We start from the raw sequence: 15,269 nt of genomic DNA, 5'->3' as shown, positions 1-15,269 counted from the left end.
GCGGCTTGGCCCGACGACCGGTCAGCCGCTCCGCCGCCATCGGTCGACCGCATCGGCCAGCATGCGCCCGATGCGCGCCGGATCCTCGAACACGCACTGGATGCCGAACACCAGCGAGCGGGCCGCCAGCGCCGCCCGCGGCCCTTCGGTCGCGTGCGCGAGCCGCACGGCGTCCTTCTCGGTGGTGACGGGCAGGAGATCGCCCGCCTCGGCGCGGGCGAGCAGGCGGCGGGCGTCGCCGGTCCGGAAGGCGTGATGGTCCGGAAAGGGCGCGGTCTCCACCACCTCGGCTCCCGCGGCGGCAAGGGCCTCGAAGAACTTCTCCGGACGGCCGATCCCCGCGAAGGCGAGCACGCGCCGCCCGGCAAAGGCACCGCCGGCCTGGGGCTCCAGACGCGCCCGGAGCACGGGCCGTCCGGCGCGCGCCGCCGCCCGGACCACCGGGTCGGTCGCCGGTCCGGGCGTGCCGCCGACGAGGAGCACCGCGCCGGTCCGGCGCATCTGCTCGAGGAGCGGCGCCCGGAGGGGACCGGCCGGGATCACACGGCCGTTGCCGACCCCGACCGCCGCGTCCACCACCACGATCGACAGCGCCTTCTCCACCGAGGGGTTCTGGAAGCCGTCGTCCATGATGCAGAGGCGGGCGCCGCTCTCGGCGAGGAGGTCGAAGGCGGCGGCCCGGTCGCGGCTGACGATGGTCGGTGCGCTGCGGGCAAGAAGCAGCGCCTCGTCGCCAACCGCGCGCGTGTCGTGGACCGCCGTGTCCACGCGCACCGGCCCTTTGAGCCGCCCCCCATAGCCACGGGTGAGGAAGACGACGGGCACGCCGCGGGCCTGGGCGATCGCCGCGAGCGCGAGGGCCGTCGGCGTCTTGCCGGCGCCCCCGGCGACATAGTTGCCGACGCAGACGATCGGCAGCGGCGGCCGGACGCCCGGCCGGGCCATGCGCCGCGCCGCCGCGCCGCCATAGACCGCCGCCGCGGGGGCGAGGAGCAGCGGATAGAGCGCGGCGCGCCAGCCCCGGTCGGCCCACCAGAACTCGGGCGACTTCACGCGGCACTCTCCGTGCCGGTGGACCGCGCATGGGCGACGAGAGGCCGGAGCAGCGGCTCCAGCAGCGCCTCCGTGCGGTCGAGGGCGCCGGTGTAGCGGGCCACCACGCGCCGGGCCGCGGTCTCCTGCCGCCCGCGCGCATCGGCGTCCACCAGAAGCGCCGTCGCAGCGGCGGCAAGCGCGTGCGGGGTCTCCACGATCCTGACGGCGCCGGCCTCGGCCATCGAGGCATAGATCTCCGAGAAATTATCCACGTGCGGTCCGCTTAGCACGGCCGCGCCCAGCCGGGCCGGCTCGATCGGGTTGTGCCCCCCGTGCGGTGCGAGCGATCCGCCGACGAAGGCGACCGGAGCGAGACCGTAGAGCGTGCCGAGCTCGCCCACCGTGTCGGCCACGTAGACGTCCGTCTCCAAGGTCGGCAGCGCACCGGCCGACCGCCGCTCCACGGACCATCCGCCGCGCGCGGAAAGGGCCGCGACCGCCTCCCCCCGCTGCGGGTGGCGCGGCGCCACCATCAGCAGCAGGCCCGGAACGGCGGCGCGAAGGGCCGGCAGCGCTTCGAGCACGAGCGCCTCCTCGCCGTCATGCGTGCTCGCCGCCAGGAGCACGGGCCGATCACCGACCGCCGCCGCGAGCGCGGCACCGGCGGCGGGCGCGGCTTCCGGCACCGGCGCATCGAACTTGATGTTGCCCACGCTCTCCGCTCGCGGCACGCCGAGGCGGCGAAACCGCTCCGCGTCGCCGTCGCTCTGGGCGAGACAGAGCCCGATGCGCCCGAACACCGCGCGCGCCGCCGTCGGAAACCGGCCCCAGCCGCGGAAGGAACGCTCGGACAGGCGTCCGTTGGAGAGCACGAGCGGGATGCCCCGCTGGTGCAGCGTGGCGATCGCGATCGGCCAGATCTCGCTTTCCACGAACACCGCGAGGTCCGGCCGCCAGGCGTCGAGGAAGCGGTTCACGAAGGGCGCCATGTCGAGCGGCATGAACTGGTGGATGAGGATGCCCGGCGCGCGCTTGCCGGCGAGGTGGGCCGACGTGGTCGTGACCGTCGTCAGCACCACCCCGACGCCCGTCCGGGCGATCCGTTCCACGAGCGGCAGCACCGCCACCGTCTCGCCGACGCTGGCCGCGTGCACCCAGACGATCGGCCCGGGAGGCCGGGGAACGCTCGGCTGCCCCAGGCGCTCCGTCCAGCGATCCGGATGCTCCTTGCCCGACCGGCGACGGAGCGCCACCACCAGTCGGCCGATCGGCCGGGCGAGCGTGGTCAGGAAGCCGTAGGTGCCGATAAGGCCGGTGCCGATGTCAGGCATGATCGAACTTGCATGGAACACCGGCGAGAGCGTAGGCGCGCGCGGTCACCCGGTCGAGGCCCAGGCGGACCTTTTCCCGCGCGGCCTCGAGCGCCGCGTCGTCGGCGTCCGCCGCCACCGACACCGGGTCGCCGAGCACAAGTCCGGCCCGGCCGAACGGCAGGCTGAGGGAGGCGCTGTCCCAGCTGTCGAATTCGAGGTTGCGGCTGGTCGCATAGGCGACCGGCAGGATGGGGCGGCCGGAATGCTTGGCGAGGAGCACGATGCCGCGGCCCGCCACCTTGGCCGGCCCTTTCGGCACGTCGGCCGTGAGCGCCACGCAGGTTCCGGTCTGGAGCGTGGCGATCGCCTCGCGAAAACCGGCGGCGCCGCGCTTGCGGGTGGCGTCGCGCGGGCTGGTGGCGCCGGACGCCCGGATCAGGCCGAGGCCGAGGTGGCTGACCGCCAGGGCGTTGATCTCCGCATCCGCATGCGAGGCGATCATCACCTTGGCGTGGAGTCCCGCCGGGCGGGCGAAGGGCAGCATGAAATGCTGGCCGTGCCACATGGCGATGATGAAGGGCGCGTTCGCAAGCGCCCGTGCGTCGAAGTCGACCGGCTCGACCGCGCGCCGGTTTGTCCGGTCCACGACCGTCAGGTAGAGGGCGACCAACCGGCCGAGCGCCCGCTGGACCACGGGCTTGCGGAGAAGGGTCTTGCCGAGCTTCACGCCATGCTCTCCGCCGGCCGCGTGGCCACCGCCGCGTCGTCGTCGGCTGCGCCCTCGGCGGCCGCCACGGCCGCCGCATGGAGGCCGGCCGGAACGCCTTCGCCGGCAAGCTGGGTGCGATGGAGGTGGGCATAGAGCCCGCCGGCAGCCACGAGACTCTCGTGGGTGCCGGTCTCCACCACCCGGCCCTTGTCCATCACGACGATCAGGTCGGCCTTCTTCACCGTGGAAAGCCGATGGGCGATCATCAGCACCGTACGCCCCTCGAAGAGGGTGTCGAGGCTCGCCTGCACGCGCGCCTCCGAGTTGGCGTCAAGGGCGCTGGTCGGCTCGTCGAGGAGCAGGATGGGGGCGCCGCGCAGCATCGCCCGGGCAAAGGCGATGCGCTGCTTCTGGCCCCCGGAGAGGAGGCCGCCCGCCTCGCCGACGCGCGTGTCGTAGCCGCGCGGCAGGCCGAGGATGAAGTCGTGCGCGTCCGCGCCTCGCGCGGCCGCCTCCACCGCCGCGTCGCTGGCGTCCGGACTGCCGTAGGCGATGTTCGCCCGGACGGTGTCGTCGAAGAGCACCGGGTCCTGGGTCAGGAGCGCGGAGGCGCGCCGGACGCTCGCGAGCGTCGCCGTCGCCACGTCCTGGCCGTCGATCAGCACGCGGCCGGCGCTCGGATCGTAGAAGCGGAGCACCAGGTTGAGCAGCGTCGATTTGCCGGCGCCGGACGGCCCGACCAGCGCGACCTTGAGGCCGGCCGGGATGTCGAGGGTCACGTCCTCGATCACCGGCAGGCCGGGCGCATAGGCGAAAGTGACGCCTTCGAACCGGATCGCCCCGCCGGTGTGCGCGAGCGGCGCGGCGCCCGGCTTCTCCACCACCGTCGGCGCTTCGTCCAGGATGGCGAACACCCGGCGCGCCGCGATGATGCCTTCGGAGAGAAGGTTCTGCAGGCCGGCAAGCGACTTCAACGGCTGATAGATCAGCATGGCGGCGGCCATGAAGCCCATGAAGTCGCCGAGCGTCAGCCGGCCGGCGATGCCCTGCCAGCCGCCGTAGAAGATGGCGGCCGCAAAGCCGATGCCGGACAGCCCCTCGGTGAAAGGTCCGGTGAGGGCGCGGGTGCGCTGGGTCTGCAGGTTGGCGTCGCGCGTGCGCCGGATCGAGATGCCGGCGCGCGCCGCCTCCGCGTCCTCCTGGTCGTAGGCCTTCACCACCCGGATGCCCTGCAGCATCTGCGACACCAGGGTGGCGATGTCGCCGGACCCGGCGAGTGCCCGGTGCACCGAGCGCCGCAGCTTCTTGCGCTGGCGCCCCATCAAAAAGATGGCGAGCGGCAGCGACACGAGCACCAAAGCGCCGAGCACCCAGTCGAGCCACAGCATGGCGATGATGAGAGCGAGCGCCTGCAGGAGGTTGCGGGCGATGGCCGTCAGGGTCTGCGAGGCGGCGTTGTTGACGATCAGCGTGTCGGAGGCGAACACGCTGATGAACTTCGCCGAGTGGGTGCTCTGCAGGAACCCGAGGTCGGCCCGGGCGAGCCGCTCGAACAGGCGCTGGCGAAGCTCCGCGACGATCTCGCCGGAGATGCGCGCCTCGATCATCCGGCCGTAGTATTCGGCCAGCGACCGCAGCGCCATGACGACCACCACGATCGGCGGCAGCGCGTAGAGGACGTCCAGTTCCTTGCCGACGAAGATTCGGTCGGCCGCCGTCTGCATCAGAAAGGGCAGCGCGCCCGTGGTGGCGGCGACGAAAACCATGGCCAGCATGGCGCGGGCGACCAGCTTGCGCCGTGGCAGCACGAACTCGCGCACGATGCGCAGGACCACGTCGCGGCCGGACCGGTCCTGGTCCCCCTCGAACCAGGACGGGGCCGCGGCCGGCGCCGGATCGGGTTTTTGAGGGATCGGGGCACTCGACATGGCCGGAGGGTTTACAGGAGCGCGCGCCGTTTCGCCATGGGGGAGCGGCGGCGCGATCCTCGCCCGGTCAGGCGGGGGTCGGTTCCAGCAGGCGGTGCAGGTGGACGATGAAATAGCGGACCTGCGCCTGGTCGACGGTCGCCTGGGCCTTCTCCTTCCAGGCGGTGTAGGCGCTGGCATAGTCGGGGAAGATGCCGACCACGTCGACCTTGGAGAGGTCGGTGAACTCCACGCCGTCGAGCGACGTCAATTCGCCGCCGAACACCAGATGAAGAAGCTGCTTCTTGGCCGTCATCGCCCCGTCCACTCCTGTCCTGATCGGGCCTGGGCCCGACCGGCCCGGCACCGAAGTCTTTCAAGTCCCGTGCCGAATGGACCACCACAGCCCATTCGGCCATGCGGCGGGTGGTAGCAGCCCCGCCCTGAGCGCCGCCAGCCGGGTGCCAGCCCGACCGGTCGTCGCTCGCCTCCCGCGCGGCGCGGGTCAGCCTGTCCGGCCGTCACCGGCCGTCTGCGCGCCGGACCCTTCGACGCCCCGGATCAGGCCCGCGGCCTCCTCGGCGAGCACCGGATGGCCGGCAGCAAGGATGCCGTGGCGCGGCGACGGCCGGTTGTAGACGATCGGCCCGCCGGTGACGTCGAGAAGCACGCCGCCGGCCTCGCGCAGCACCAGGTCGGCGGCGGCGATGTCCCAATCGTGCGCCTGTGCCTTGGCGAGCGCCAGATCCAGCCGCCCGTCCGCCACCATGGCGATACGCAGCGCCAAGGAGGCCACGTAGCCGCTGTCGCGCATCGGGCCGAGAGCATGCCGCAGGCGGGTGAGCAGCGCGGCCGGTCCGGCCACCTTGGCCCGGTGCAGGCCCACATGCCGTTCCAGCGCCAGCGGCCGACCGTCCAGCCAGGCGCCGCCGTCGCGGGTGGCGGAGAAGATCCGGCCGCGCGTCGGCTGGATCAGCACCGCCGCCGACGGCTGGCCGTTCTCCACCACGGCGAGCGAGATGGTCCACTCGTCGGAGCCGGCGAGGAAGCCGCGGGTGCCGTCGATCGGATCGATGACGAACACCCGGTGGCAGTCGAGGCGGACCGGGTCGTCCTCGGTCTCCTCGGAGAGCCAGCCATAGTCCGGCCGGGCGGCGCGCAAGCGCGTCTTCAGGTAGCTGTCGACCGCATAGTCCGCCTCGCTCACCGGCGAGGCGTTCTCCTTGTGCCAGACCTTCGGGTCCTGGCGAAAGAAGGTGAGCGCCAGGTCGGCGGCGGCTTCGGCCGCCTCGGTCAGGAGGGTGAGATCGACCGTCCGCGCGGCCCTGTCAGCGTCCGGCAATGGTGAGCCCCTCAATGGCGAGGGTCGGGGCCGTGAACGATCCGCGATACTCGATGTCGTTCGCCGGAACGATCCGCATGAACATGTCGGCGAGATTGCCCGCCACGGTGATCTCGGCCACCGGGTAGGCGAGTTCGCCGTTCTCGATCCAGAAGCCGGCGGCGCCGCGCGAATAGTCGCCGGTGACGAGGTTGGAGCCGTGGCCGATGAAGTCGGTCACGTAGAGCCCCGTCCCGACGCTGCGGATGAGATCCTCCGGCGTCATGTCGCCCGGGTGGAGGAGCACGTTCGTGGCGCTCGCGCCCGGCGCGCCGAGGCCACGGGCGGCGCGGCCGTTGGTGGCAAGGCCGAGTTCGCGCGCCGAGGCGCTGTCGAGGATCCAGGTGTTGAGCACGCCGTCGGTGACGAGGTCCATGGGCTCGGCGGCGACGCCCTCCCCGTCGAACGGCCGCGAGCCGGGGCCGCGCCGGCGCTTGGGATCGTCGGTGATGCGGATGCCGGCGGCCATGACGCGCTGGCCGAGCTTGTCCTTGAGGAAGGAGGTCTTCCGCGCGATGGCGCCGCCGTTGATGGCGCCGGTGAGCGCGCCGAGGATGCCGGTGGAGACGCGCGGGTCGTAGACGATGGTCGCCGTCTGGGTATCGATCTTGCGCGGATTGAGCCGCTTCACCGCCCGCTCGCCGGCGATGCGGCCGACCACGTCGGGCGCCTTCAGGTCGTCGAGATGGATCTTGCCGGAGGCCTCCCAGTCGCGCTCCATGCCGGTGCCCTCGCCGGCGATCACCGAGACGCTGTGGCCGTGGCCGGAGGTCTCGTATCGGCCGGAGAACCCATGCGAGGTGACGAGCGCGACGCCCGCGCGGCTCCAGTAGGCGCTGGCGCCGCCGGAATTGGTGACGCCGGCGACCGCGCGCGCGGCGTCCTCGGTGGCGACCGCGCGCTCCACGAGGGCGGCGGTCTCAGGGATGCGGGTGTCGAGAAGGTCGAGGTCCGCGAACGCGTGCACCAGCCGGTCGGGGTCGGCAAGACCCGCGTAGGCATCGGGCGGGGCGGTGCGCGCCATGGCGACGGCCCGGGCGGCGAGTTCGTCCACGTCGGCGCCGAAGGTGGCCGAGATGGTGGCGTTGCACTGGCCGACGAAGACCCTGAGGCCGAAGTTGTCGTTCTCGGAATGCTCCACCTTCTCGGTGGCGCCGAGGCGGACCGACACCACCTCGTTGACCGACCGGATCGCGACCGCGTCGGCGGCGTCCGCGCCGGCCTTGCGGGCGGCATCCACAAGACGCTGCGCCTGCGCCTGCAGCGCAGAGAGGTCGACGAGTTCGGTCATCGGCGGGGTTCCTTGAGCGGCGTTGGTTGTTTACGGCCTTCGGCCGGACCCGGCAAGGGTGCGCGGGCGCTGCGGCATGCCGGCGCGCCCGGAAAACGCGCCTTTCGCAGACGATGTGGGTCACCGGACCGGATTTTTCAAACGCTATCCCTTCCGCGGACCTTAACGCGGCGTTCTGCCCCGGTGCGCTTCAGGAAACGCTAACCCTTTCAGAGAGCAAGGAAAAATCAACCGCGTCGGTTAAGCCAGGTAAGGCCGGCACCAGCCTAGGGTGGCGTCATGGAAGCGAAGGCGGATCGGCGTGCAAGCGTCGCCCGCGCCTTCCCCAAGGGTTCATGACGAACGGGGCCGAACAGAATGACCGCACTCAATCCGGTTTGGATCGGACGCGACCTTCGGGTGGATCCGCGCGCGCTGCCCGCCCGCTTCCAGGTGCCGACCGAACGGGGCCAGCCGGCGAGCGCGGACGCGTCGGTCTATCTTGATGAGCGCGGTGTGGTGGTGAAGCGCAGCCTCTCCGGCCTGCCGCTGACCCTCAGCCTGCCGCTAGACGCCTACGAGGGCGTCGCCGTGCGGGTGGTGCCGGAAGGCGCCTTCGCCATGACGGCGAGCGTGGAACTCCTGCACCGCGACCCGGCGCTCAGCCTGCCGCTGCTGGTGACCCGCGACATGGACGCCGCCGCGGACGATTGGGAGGCCTGGGCCACCGCCCTGAAGCTGCCCATGCTGGTGGTGGACCTCGACGGCGCCGCCCGCTCCATCGGCCGCCCCGCCGCCATCCCGATGGATCGGCCGCTGCCGCGCCGGCGCGTCAACCAGTTCGCCAACCGCCGTCCGCGCTTCCTCGTCCGCCGCAAGCCGGGCACCAAGGCGCCGATGCCGGTGCTTTCGGGCCTGCGCGAGATCATCGCCCCGGAGTAAGGCCGCCGGGCCGCGCGCATCCGCTCAGAGCGAGCGGACCGCCGCGTCCGCCACCAGCCCGACGCAGAGCAGAAGCCCCGCTTCCCGGTTGCTTTTGAAGAGCATCAGGCAGCGGTCGCCGTCGGTCATGTCGAACTGCGCCACCTGCCAGGCGAGGTGGGCGCCGAAGCCGAAGGCGCCCAGATAGGCGAAGATCCCCGCCCCCGCCGTCGCCAGAGCCATCAGCACCAGGAGCACCGTCGCGCCGTAGAGGAGCGTCAGCCAGGCCGGCGTCGCCGTCCCGAAGCTGCGCGCCGTGGAGCCGAGCCCGAGGAGCGCGTCGTCCTCCCGGTCCTGGTGGGCGTAGATGGTGTCGTAGCCGACCGTCCAGACCACGGCCGCCGCATAGATGAGAAGCGCCGGCGCCGCGAGATCCGCGAACGTCACCGACCAGCCCATCAGCGCGCCCCACGAGAAGGCAAGGCCAAGCACGATCTGCGGATAGCCGGTCAGCCGCTTCATGAAGGGATAGACGGCCACCACCGCCAGCGACCCCATCCCGAGCAGGATGGAATAGAGGTTGAACTGGATGAGGACCAGGAAGCCGATCAGCGACAGAAGGATCATGAAGGCCGTCGCCTGCTTGGCGGTCACCCGGCCCGCCGGGATCGGCCGGGCGCGGGTGCGCGCCACCCGGGCGTCGATGTCCCGGTCGACGACGTCGTTGTAGGTGCAGCCCGCCCCGCGCATCACCACCGCGCCGACGAAGAAGAGAAAGCCGTGCCAGAGGTTCGGCACCGGCTCTCCCGCCGCCCCGGTGGCGAGCGCCAGCGACCACCAGCACGGCCAGAGCAGCAGCCACCAGCCGATTGGCCGGTCCAGCCGGGCCAGCTGCGCATAGGGCCGGAACCAGGCCGGCGCGAAGGTCTCCACCCAGTTCCCGCGTCGGGCGTCCGGAATGGCAAGGTCGGGGCGTTCGCTCATGGGGTGGATGTAGCCGGTTCGGGCGCGGGTGGCGAGAGGGGTGGGCGGACCCAGTTCGACGCGGCCATCCCGCCTCCGTCATCCCGGCGAACGCGGGATCCAACCGACCGTACCGCCTTGCGCTGGGTGCGAATGCCGTCGATGACGTTTGGGCCCCGGCTTTCGCCGGGGTGACGCCTTGGGGCAGAAGGCGGGTCCTGAGCGGCGACCCGCAGCGCCGCCATCCCGGCTTGCCTCCCTTGCATAGGTCCACCCCCGCCTGTCCCCTCGCGAGCGTCTCGGCCCTTGGCGCCTGCGCCGCGGCGTGCTAGGCGCGCTTCGTGAACACGAGGTTGGAAGGGATCGCCGCGATGCACGTGCTTCTGATCGGCTCCGGCGGCCGCGAACACGCCATCGCGGCGAAGCTGAAGACCGCGCCGCGCCTCACCCGGCTGACGGCCGCGCCCGGCAACGCCGGCATCGCGGCGCTTGCCGAGATCGCCGCGCTGGACGTCACCGACCATGCCGCCGTGGTGGACTTCTGCCGGCGCGAAAGCGTCGACCTGGTGTTCGTCGGGCCGGAGGCGCCGCTCGTCGCCGGCATCGTCGACGACCTTGCGGCCGCCGGCATCCGGGCCTTCGGTCCGTCGCGGGTGGCGGCCCAGTTGGAAGGCTCCAAGGGCTATACGAAGGACCTCTGCCGCGAGGCCTTCATCCCGACCGCCGCCTACGGGCGCTTCGCCGAGGCCTCCGCCGCCCGCGCCTATGTGCTGGAGAAGGGCGCGCCCATCGTCGTCAAGGCGGACGGGCTCGCCGCCGGCAAGGGCGTCGTTGTGGCCGACACCGTGGAGGAGGCGCTTGCCGCCGTCGACGCGTGTTTCGAGGGCGCTTTCGGGGCCGCCGGCGCCGAGGTGGTGGTGGAGGAATTGCTGGTCGGCGAGGAGGCGAGCTTCTTTGCCATCGCCGACGGCGAGACCGTGAAGCCGCTGACCGCCGCCCAGGACCACAAGCGCGTGGGCGACGGCGACACCGGCCCGAACACCGGCGGCATGGGCGCCTATTCGCCCGCCCCGATCGTCGACGCCGCCATGGCCGAGCGCATCATGGCGGAGATCGTCCGCCCGACCGTGACCGCCATGGCCCGGCGCGGCACGCCCTTCACGGGCATCCTGTTCGCCGGCCTGATGATCACCGCCGAGGGGCCGAAGCTGATCGAGTACAACACCCGGTTCGGCGATCCGGAAACCGAGGTGATGCTGCCGCGGATGACCAGCGACCTTCTGGAGCTGGCACTCGCCGCGGCCGAGGGACGGCTCCGGGACGTTCAGGTCGCCTTCTCGGACGAGACCGCCCTCACCGTGGTGATGGCCGCCAAGGGCTATCCGGGCGCCTACGACAAGGGTTCGGCCATCGAGGGCATCGATGCGGCCGAGGCGCTCGGCGCCACCGTCTTCCATGCCGGCACGGCCCTTGTCGACGGCCGCCTCGTCGCCAACGGCGGCCGTGTCCTCGCCGTCACCGCCATGGGCGCGGACGTGGCCGAGGCACAGGCGCGCGCCTACGCGGCCGTCGACGCGATCCGCTGGCCGGAGGGCTTCTGCCGCCGCGACATCGGCTGGCGCGCCGTCGGCACCCGCGCCTGATCGCGGGCTTCTCGCAACGGACTGCTGCTCATGTCGACATCCGCCTCCCCTCGGATCGGCCTTGCTCTCGGCGGCGGCGGAGCGCGCGGGCTGGCGCACGTGCACGTCTTGGAGGCGCTGGACGAGATGGGCCTGCGCCCGGTCGCCGTCACCGGCTCCTCCATCGGTGCCATCATCGGCGCCGGCTACGCGGCCGGCATGACCGGCGCGGCGGTGCGCGAGTTCGTGCAGGCGACCTTCGCCAAGCAGGGGGACGTGTGGGGCAAGGTCTGGCAGCTGCGCCCGAAGACCTTCGCCGACCTCTTCGGCGGCGGCCTCGTGCAGTTCGACGCGGAACGGACCGTGGAGCTCTTCCTGCCCGCCGACCTGCCGGCCACCTTCGAGGACCTCGTCATCCCGTTCACCGTCATGGCGGCGGACTTCTACGGCTGCCAGGAGGTGGCGCTCTCCTCCGGGCCGCTCAGGAAGGCGATCGCCGCCTCCATCGCCATTCCGATCCTGTTCCGGCCGGTGGAGATCGACGGGCGGGTGCTGATCGACGGCGGCGTGGTCAACCCGCTCCCGTTCGACCGGCTCCCCGCGGACGTGGACCTGGTGATCGCGGTCGACGTGGTCGGCATGCCGGTCCGGCCCGCCAACCGGCCGATCCCGAACGCCTCGGAGAGCATCTTCGGGGCGAGCCAGATCCTGATGCAGACCCTGACAGCGGAAAAACTGAAGTCGCGCACGCCGGACATCCTGATCAAGCCGGCGGTGGACCTCTTCAAGGTCATGGACTTCCTGAAGGCGCTCGCCATCCTGAAATCCACCCAGGCCGTGAAGGACGAGGTCAAGCGCAAGGTCGAGACGCTCCTGGAGGGCCGCGCGGCGGCGGATGTCATCGGCGCCGACGGAAGAATTCCTTGAGGAGCGTCGAGGCGTCGGTTTCGCAAAGACCCGCGTAGACCTCCGGCGCGTGGTGGCAGGTGGGGCTGGCGTAGAGCCGAACGCCGTGGTCCACCGCGCCGCCCTTCTCGTCGCCGGCCCCGTAGTAGAGCCGCCGGATGCGGGCGAACGAGATGGCACCCGCGCACATGGGGCAAGGCTCCAGCGTCACATAGAGATCGCAGCCGATCAGCCGCTCGGAGCCGAGCCGGGCGGCGGCGGCCCGGATCGCCAGCACCTCGGCGTGGGCGGTCGGGTCGCGGTCCTGAAGCGTTCGGTTGCCCGCGGCGGCGATCACCGCCCCGTCGCGGACCACGACGGCGCCGACCGGCACCTCGCCGCGCACCGACGCGGCGCGCGCCTCCTCGAGCGCCCGGTCCATGAAGGACCCGGCGGAGGCCGCCACGGCCCCGGCCGCGATTCCGGCGGCGGGCGGCTGGTCGTCGTCCTTGCCCGCTGTCACGATCCTCGTTCCTTGCCGGCGGTTTCCCTGCTATTCACGCCTGCCATGAAGACACCCAAGACCTCAACCCCCACCGCGCCGAAGAGCGCACCGGAGCGAATCGCCAAGGTGATCGCCCGCGCCGGCCTCTGTTCGCGCCGCGAGGCGGAGACCTGGATCGAGGACGGCCGCGTCAGCCTCAACGGCAAGACGCTGGCGACGCCCGCCGTCACCGTCGGGCCGGACGATGTCGTGCTCGTCGACGGCCTGCCGCTCCCCTCCGCCGACCGCACCCGCCTCTGGCTCTTCCACAAGCCGCGCGGCTGCGTCACCACCACCCGCGATCCGGAAGGGCGGCCGACCGTGTTCGACCTCCTGCCGCCGGACCTGCCGCGGGTGATGACCGTCGGCCGCCTCGACATCAACACGGAAGGCCTTCTCCTCCTCACCAACGACGGCGGCCTCGCCCGGGTGCTGGAACTGCCCTCCACAGGGTGGCTCCGACGCTACCGGGTGCGTGTGCACGGCTCCGTGGAGCAGGCCGAACTCGACAAGCTCCGCGACGGCGTCGCCATCGACGGCATCCTCTACGGGGCCGTGGAGGCGACGCTGGAGCGCAAGCAGGGCGTCAACGCCTGGCTCTCCATGGGCCTTCGCGAAGGCAAGAACCGGGAGGTGAAGAACATCCTCGGCCATCTCGGCCTCGACGTCACGCGCCTCATCCGGGTCTCCTTCGGGCCGTTCCAGCTCGGCGACCTGGACGACGGTGCCGTCGAGGAGGTTCCCCGCCGCGTCCTCAAGGAGCAGCTGGGGCCGACCCTGGTGGCCCAGTCCGGCGCCGACTTCGCCGTGCGCGAGGAGGACCGGCTACCGCAGATGCCGATCCGCAGCCGCCGCTCCGCCGACGCGGACGACGCCGGTGGCGCGACGCCCATGCGCCGCGACCGCGCGCCGGCCGGCCGTCCCCGGCCCGACGCCGAGCCGCCGGAAGCCCGCGCCGAGCGGGTCCGCGCACCGGCCCGTCGGATCGAGCGGGAGGCGCCGGCCCGGCCGGGCGCCGAGCGCGCGCCCGCCCTCCGCGACCGCAACGCCGACGGCCGCCGCCCCGACGCCCGCTCCAGCCGGCGACGGCACGAGGCGGACATCGAGCACGCCAACGAGGAGACGGCCCAGCGCAACCAGGGCCGCAACCGCCTGACGCTTTCGGCCCGGGAAGGTGCCGAACGGCGCGAGCGCGCCGTGACGGAGGTGCGCCAGGCGACCCGCGGCGACGTCAAGGCGAAGCCGCGCGGTGACATGCGCTTCTCCAGCGAGGTGCGACCCCGTCGCGAACGCGACCTCGACGAGACACCCCGCGCCGCGCCGCGCGAACGGCCGGACCGTACTCTGGCGCGGGACGTCGACGGCCCGGCGAAGCGGCCGGTCCGCGCCGCCGGCGCTGCGCCCCGCCCCGCCAAGACCCGCGACCGGGAGAAGCCCGAGGTGGACGGTCCGGAATCCCGCCGCGCGGAGAAGATCCGGCTCGCCCGCGAGAAGCGCGCCGGCTCGCCCATGCCGGGCCGGACCGAGGCGCGCGCGCGGCCGGCCACTGGCGGGCGCGGGCGGGCGGCGGACGCCGATCGTCCGGAGCGGCCCCGCGCCGACAAGCCGCGCCCCGACACCCGCCTCGACACCGGCGACGGCCCGCGCCGCACCGGTCGCCCGGAGCGGCCGTCCGGCGGGCGCGATGAACGATCCGCCACCGGTCGCGGAGAACGCGCTGTCGTCGCTCGTGCAGAGCGGCCGGCATCCGGCAGAGCGGAGCGGCCAGCCACCGGTCGCGCTGAACGGCCAGCCACCGGCCGAGCCGAGCGGCCGGCTACCGGTCGCGCCGAGCGGCCAGCCACCGGCCGAGCCGAGCGACCAGCCACCGGCCGAGCCGAGCGATCCGCAGCCGGTCGCGCCGAGCGATCCGCAGCCGGTCGCGCCGAGCGACCGGCAGAAGGGCGCGGCGGTGCGCCCCGCGCCGAGCGGCCGACCAAGGGACGCGGCCCCGTCGGCGACGCCCCCGCGCGGGCGCCGCGCGACGAGAGCCGGCGGCCGGACGGGGGGGCGCGCCCGCAGGGCGGCGGACGACCGCGGCCGGATGGCGGCGGCCGGTCGGGACCGGGTGGCGGCAAACCGAGAGGGCGGGATGCGGATCGTCGGCGGTAGGTATCGGGGAACGGCCCTCGCCGGGCCGCCGGCCGGTTCGCTTGCCATCCGGCCGACATCAGACCGCCTGCGCGAGAGCCTCTTCAACATCCTGGAACACGGCTACGACCGGGTTCTGGAGGAGGCCCGCGTGATGGATCTCTTCGCCGGCACCGGCGCGCTCGGCTTCGAGGCCATGAGCCGCGGTGCCAAGACCTGCCTCTTCGTGGAGGAGGCGGCGGAGGCGCGCGGCCTCATCCGCCAGAACCAGGAGGCGCTCGGCCTGATGGGCACCACGCGCATCTTCCGGCGCGACGCCACCGGCATGGGCGTCATCGGCCCGGCGGAGCCCTACACCCTCGCCTTCCTCGACCCGCCCTACGGCAAGGGCCTCGCCGACCGCGCTCTCGCCAGTCTCCTGTCCGGCGGCTGGCTCGCCCCCGGCGCGCTCGTCGTCGTGGAGGAGACCGGCAAAGCCGAGATCGCCTGGCCCGCCGGCCTCGAACCGCTGGACCGCCGCGACTACGGAGACACCCAGGTGCAGTTCGCCCGCCTCGGCTGAGGGCGCCGCGCGACATCCACCGGTTCG

Annotated in this window: 14 protein-coding genes; 5 read left to right on the top strand and 9 right to left on the bottom strand. The window is 72.8% G+C overall.

What is annotated here, in order from left to right; translation table 11 throughout:
• Window positions 1-21 precede the first annotated feature (21 nt).
• The 7 genes from lpxK to BUQ68_RS15925 all read right to left on the bottom strand — a co-directional run bounded on the left by lpxK (window position 22) and on the right by BUQ68_RS15925 (window position 7,636).
• Window positions 22-1,053: a tetraacyldisaccharide 4'-kinase gene (gene lpxK / locus BUQ68_RS15955; RefSeq protein ID WP_075216994.1), complete on the bottom strand. Its 1,032-nt coding sequence runs from the start codon at window positions 1,051-1,053 to the stop codon at window positions 22-24.
• Window positions 1,050-2,366 (bottom strand): 3-deoxy-D-manno-octulosonic acid transferase, encoded by a 1,317-nt coding sequence (locus tag BUQ68_RS15950; RefSeq protein ID WP_075216993.1) that lies wholly within the window; start codon window positions 2,364-2,366, stop codon window positions 1,050-1,052. The genes lpxK and BUQ68_RS15950 overlap by 4 nt, the downstream gene beginning before the upstream one ends.
• Window positions 2,359-3,075 carry a lysophospholipid acyltransferase family protein gene (locus tag BUQ68_RS15945; protein ID WP_075216992.1) on the bottom strand — a complete coding sequence of 239 codons (717 nt, stop codon included), beginning with the start codon at window positions 3,073-3,075 and terminating at the stop codon, window positions 2,359-2,361. Before BUQ68_RS15945 ends, BUQ68_RS15950 begins: the two co-directional genes overlap by 8 nt.
• Window positions 3,072-4,985 (bottom strand): ABC transporter ATP-binding protein, encoded by a 1,914-nt coding sequence (locus tag BUQ68_RS15940; RefSeq protein ID WP_075216991.1) that lies wholly within the window; start codon window positions 4,983-4,985, stop codon window positions 3,072-3,074. The genes BUQ68_RS15945 and BUQ68_RS15940 overlap by 4 nt, the downstream gene beginning before the upstream one ends.
• A 67-nt stretch (window positions 4,986-5,052) precedes the next feature.
• Window positions 5,053-5,280: a DUF4170 domain-containing protein gene (locus BUQ68_RS15935; RefSeq protein WP_075216990.1), complete on the bottom strand. Its 228-nt coding sequence runs from the start codon at window positions 5,278-5,280 to the stop codon at window positions 5,053-5,055.
• Between the two features lie 189 nt (window positions 5,281-5,469).
• Window positions 5,470-6,306 carry a 3'(2'),5'-bisphosphate nucleotidase CysQ gene (locus BUQ68_RS15930; protein ID WP_075216989.1) on the bottom strand — a complete coding sequence of 279 codons (837 nt, stop codon included), beginning with the start codon at window positions 6,304-6,306 and terminating at the stop codon, window positions 5,470-5,472.
• Window positions 6,293-7,636 carry a TldD/PmbA family protein gene (locus BUQ68_RS15925; protein ID WP_075216988.1) on the bottom strand — a complete coding sequence of 448 codons (1,344 nt, stop codon included), beginning with the start codon at window positions 7,634-7,636 and terminating at the stop codon, window positions 6,293-6,295. Before BUQ68_RS15925 ends, BUQ68_RS15930 begins: the two co-directional genes overlap by 14 nt.
• Before the next feature lie 357 nt (window positions 7,637-7,993).
• On the opposite strand from BUQ68_RS15925, the gene BUQ68_RS15920 reads away from it, so the two are divergent.
• On the top strand, window positions 7,994-8,557 hold the full coding sequence (locus BUQ68_RS15920) for a DUF6101 family protein (protein WP_075216987.1): 564 nt from the start codon (window positions 7,994-7,996) through the stop codon (window positions 8,555-8,557).
• 24 nt (window positions 8,558-8,581) lie between these two features.
• Here the strand turns inward: BUQ68_RS15920 and ubiA are convergent, their stop codons facing one another.
• A complete protein-coding gene (ubiA, locus tag BUQ68_RS15915; protein ID WP_075216986.1) occupies window positions 8,582-9,520 on the bottom strand; it encodes a 4-hydroxybenzoate octaprenyltransferase in 939 nt (312 codons plus the stop codon).
• A 350-nt stretch (window positions 9,521-9,870) separates the two neighbouring features.
• Between ubiA and purD the strand changes: the two genes are divergently transcribed.
• Both purD and BUQ68_RS15905 read left to right on the top strand, forming a co-directional pair.
• The gene (purD, locus tag BUQ68_RS15910) at window positions 9,871-11,142 is read left to right on the top strand and encodes a phosphoribosylamine--glycine ligase (protein ID WP_075216985.1); all 1,272 of its coding nucleotides are present in this window, start codon (window positions 9,871-9,873) and stop codon (window positions 11,140-11,142) included.
• Window positions 11,143-11,172: 30 nt separating this feature from the next.
• Window positions 11,173-12,048, top strand: coding sequence for a patatin-like phospholipase family protein (locus BUQ68_RS15905; protein WP_075216984.1), 876 nt, complete (start codon window positions 11,173-11,175; stop codon window positions 12,046-12,048).
• On the opposite strand, the gene BUQ68_RS15900 is transcribed toward BUQ68_RS15905, so the two are convergent.
• Window positions 12,020-12,448 carry a nucleoside deaminase gene (locus tag BUQ68_RS15900; RefSeq protein ID WP_075217078.1) on the bottom strand — a complete coding sequence of 143 codons (429 nt, stop codon included), beginning with the start codon at window positions 12,446-12,448 and terminating at the stop codon, window positions 12,020-12,022. The genes BUQ68_RS15905 and BUQ68_RS15900 overlap by 29 nt on opposite strands.
• A 126-nt stretch (window positions 12,449-12,574) precedes the next feature.
• Here BUQ68_RS15900 and BUQ68_RS24270 point away from each other — a divergent pair, with 126 nt between their 5' ends.
• Both BUQ68_RS24270 and rsmD read left to right on the top strand, forming a co-directional pair.
• A complete protein-coding gene (locus tag BUQ68_RS24270; protein WP_075217077.1) occupies window positions 12,575-14,701 on the top strand; it encodes a pseudouridine synthase in 2,127 nt (708 codons plus the stop codon).
• On the top strand, window positions 14,682-15,242 hold the full coding sequence (gene rsmD / locus BUQ68_RS15890) for a 16S rRNA (guanine(966)-N(2))-methyltransferase RsmD (RefSeq protein WP_245293281.1): 561 nt from the start codon (window positions 14,682-14,684) through the stop codon (window positions 15,240-15,242). The genes BUQ68_RS24270 and rsmD overlap by 20 nt, the downstream gene beginning before the upstream one ends.
• Window positions 15,243-15,269: the final 27 nt, after the last annotated feature.

The organism is Mongoliimonas terrestris (genome assembly GCF_001927285.1).
Classification (GTDB): domain Bacteria; phylum Pseudomonadota; class Alphaproteobacteria; order Rhizobiales; family Pleomorphomonadaceae; genus Chthonobacter; species Chthonobacter terrestris.
The sequence above is the reverse complement of the archived record's forward strand: the minus strand, read 5'-3'. Positions and strand labels throughout refer to the sequence as shown.

Bases quoted from the DNA above. Each gene is read 5' to 3' on its own strand.
- BUQ68_RS15950 (WP_075216993.1), bottom strand. From the start codon at position 2,366: ATGCCTGACATCGGCACCGGCCTTATCGGCACCTACGGCTTCCTGACC.
- BUQ68_RS15940 (WP_075216991.1), bottom strand. From the start codon at position 4,985: ATGTCGAGTGCCCCGATCCCTCAAAAACCCGATCCGGCGCCGGCCGCG.
- BUQ68_RS15935 (WP_075216990.1), bottom strand. From the start codon at position 5,280: ATGACGGCCAAGAAGCAGCTTCTTCATCTGGTGTTCGGCGGCGAATTG.
- BUQ68_RS15925 (WP_075216988.1), bottom strand. From the start codon at position 7,636: ATGACCGAACTCGTCGACCTCTCTGCGCTGCAGGCGCAGGCGCAGCGT.
- BUQ68_RS15920 (WP_075216987.1), top strand. From the start codon at position 7,994: ATGACCGCACTCAATCCGGTTTGGATCGGACGCGACCTTCGGGTGGAT.
- ubiA (WP_075216986.1), bottom strand. From the start codon at position 9,520: ATGAGCGAACGCCCCGACCTTGCCATTCCGGACGCCCGACGCGGGAAC.
- purD (WP_075216985.1), top strand. From the start codon at position 9,871: ATGCACGTGCTTCTGATCGGCTCCGGCGGCCGCGAACACGCCATCGCG.
- BUQ68_RS15905 (WP_075216984.1), top strand. From the start codon at position 11,173: ATGTCGACATCCGCCTCCCCTCGGATCGGCCTTGCTCTCGGCGGCGGC.
- BUQ68_RS15900 (WP_075217078.1), bottom strand. From the start codon at position 12,448: ATGGACCGGGCGCTCGAGGAGGCGCGCGCCGCGTCGGTGCGCGGCGAG.
- BUQ68_RS24270 (WP_075217077.1), top strand. From the start codon at position 12,575: ATGAAGACACCCAAGACCTCAACCCCCACCGCGCCGAAGAGCGCACCG.
- rsmD (WP_245293281.1), top strand. From the start codon at position 14,682: ATGCGGATCGTCGGCGGTAGGTATCGGGGAACGGCCCTCGCCGGGCCG.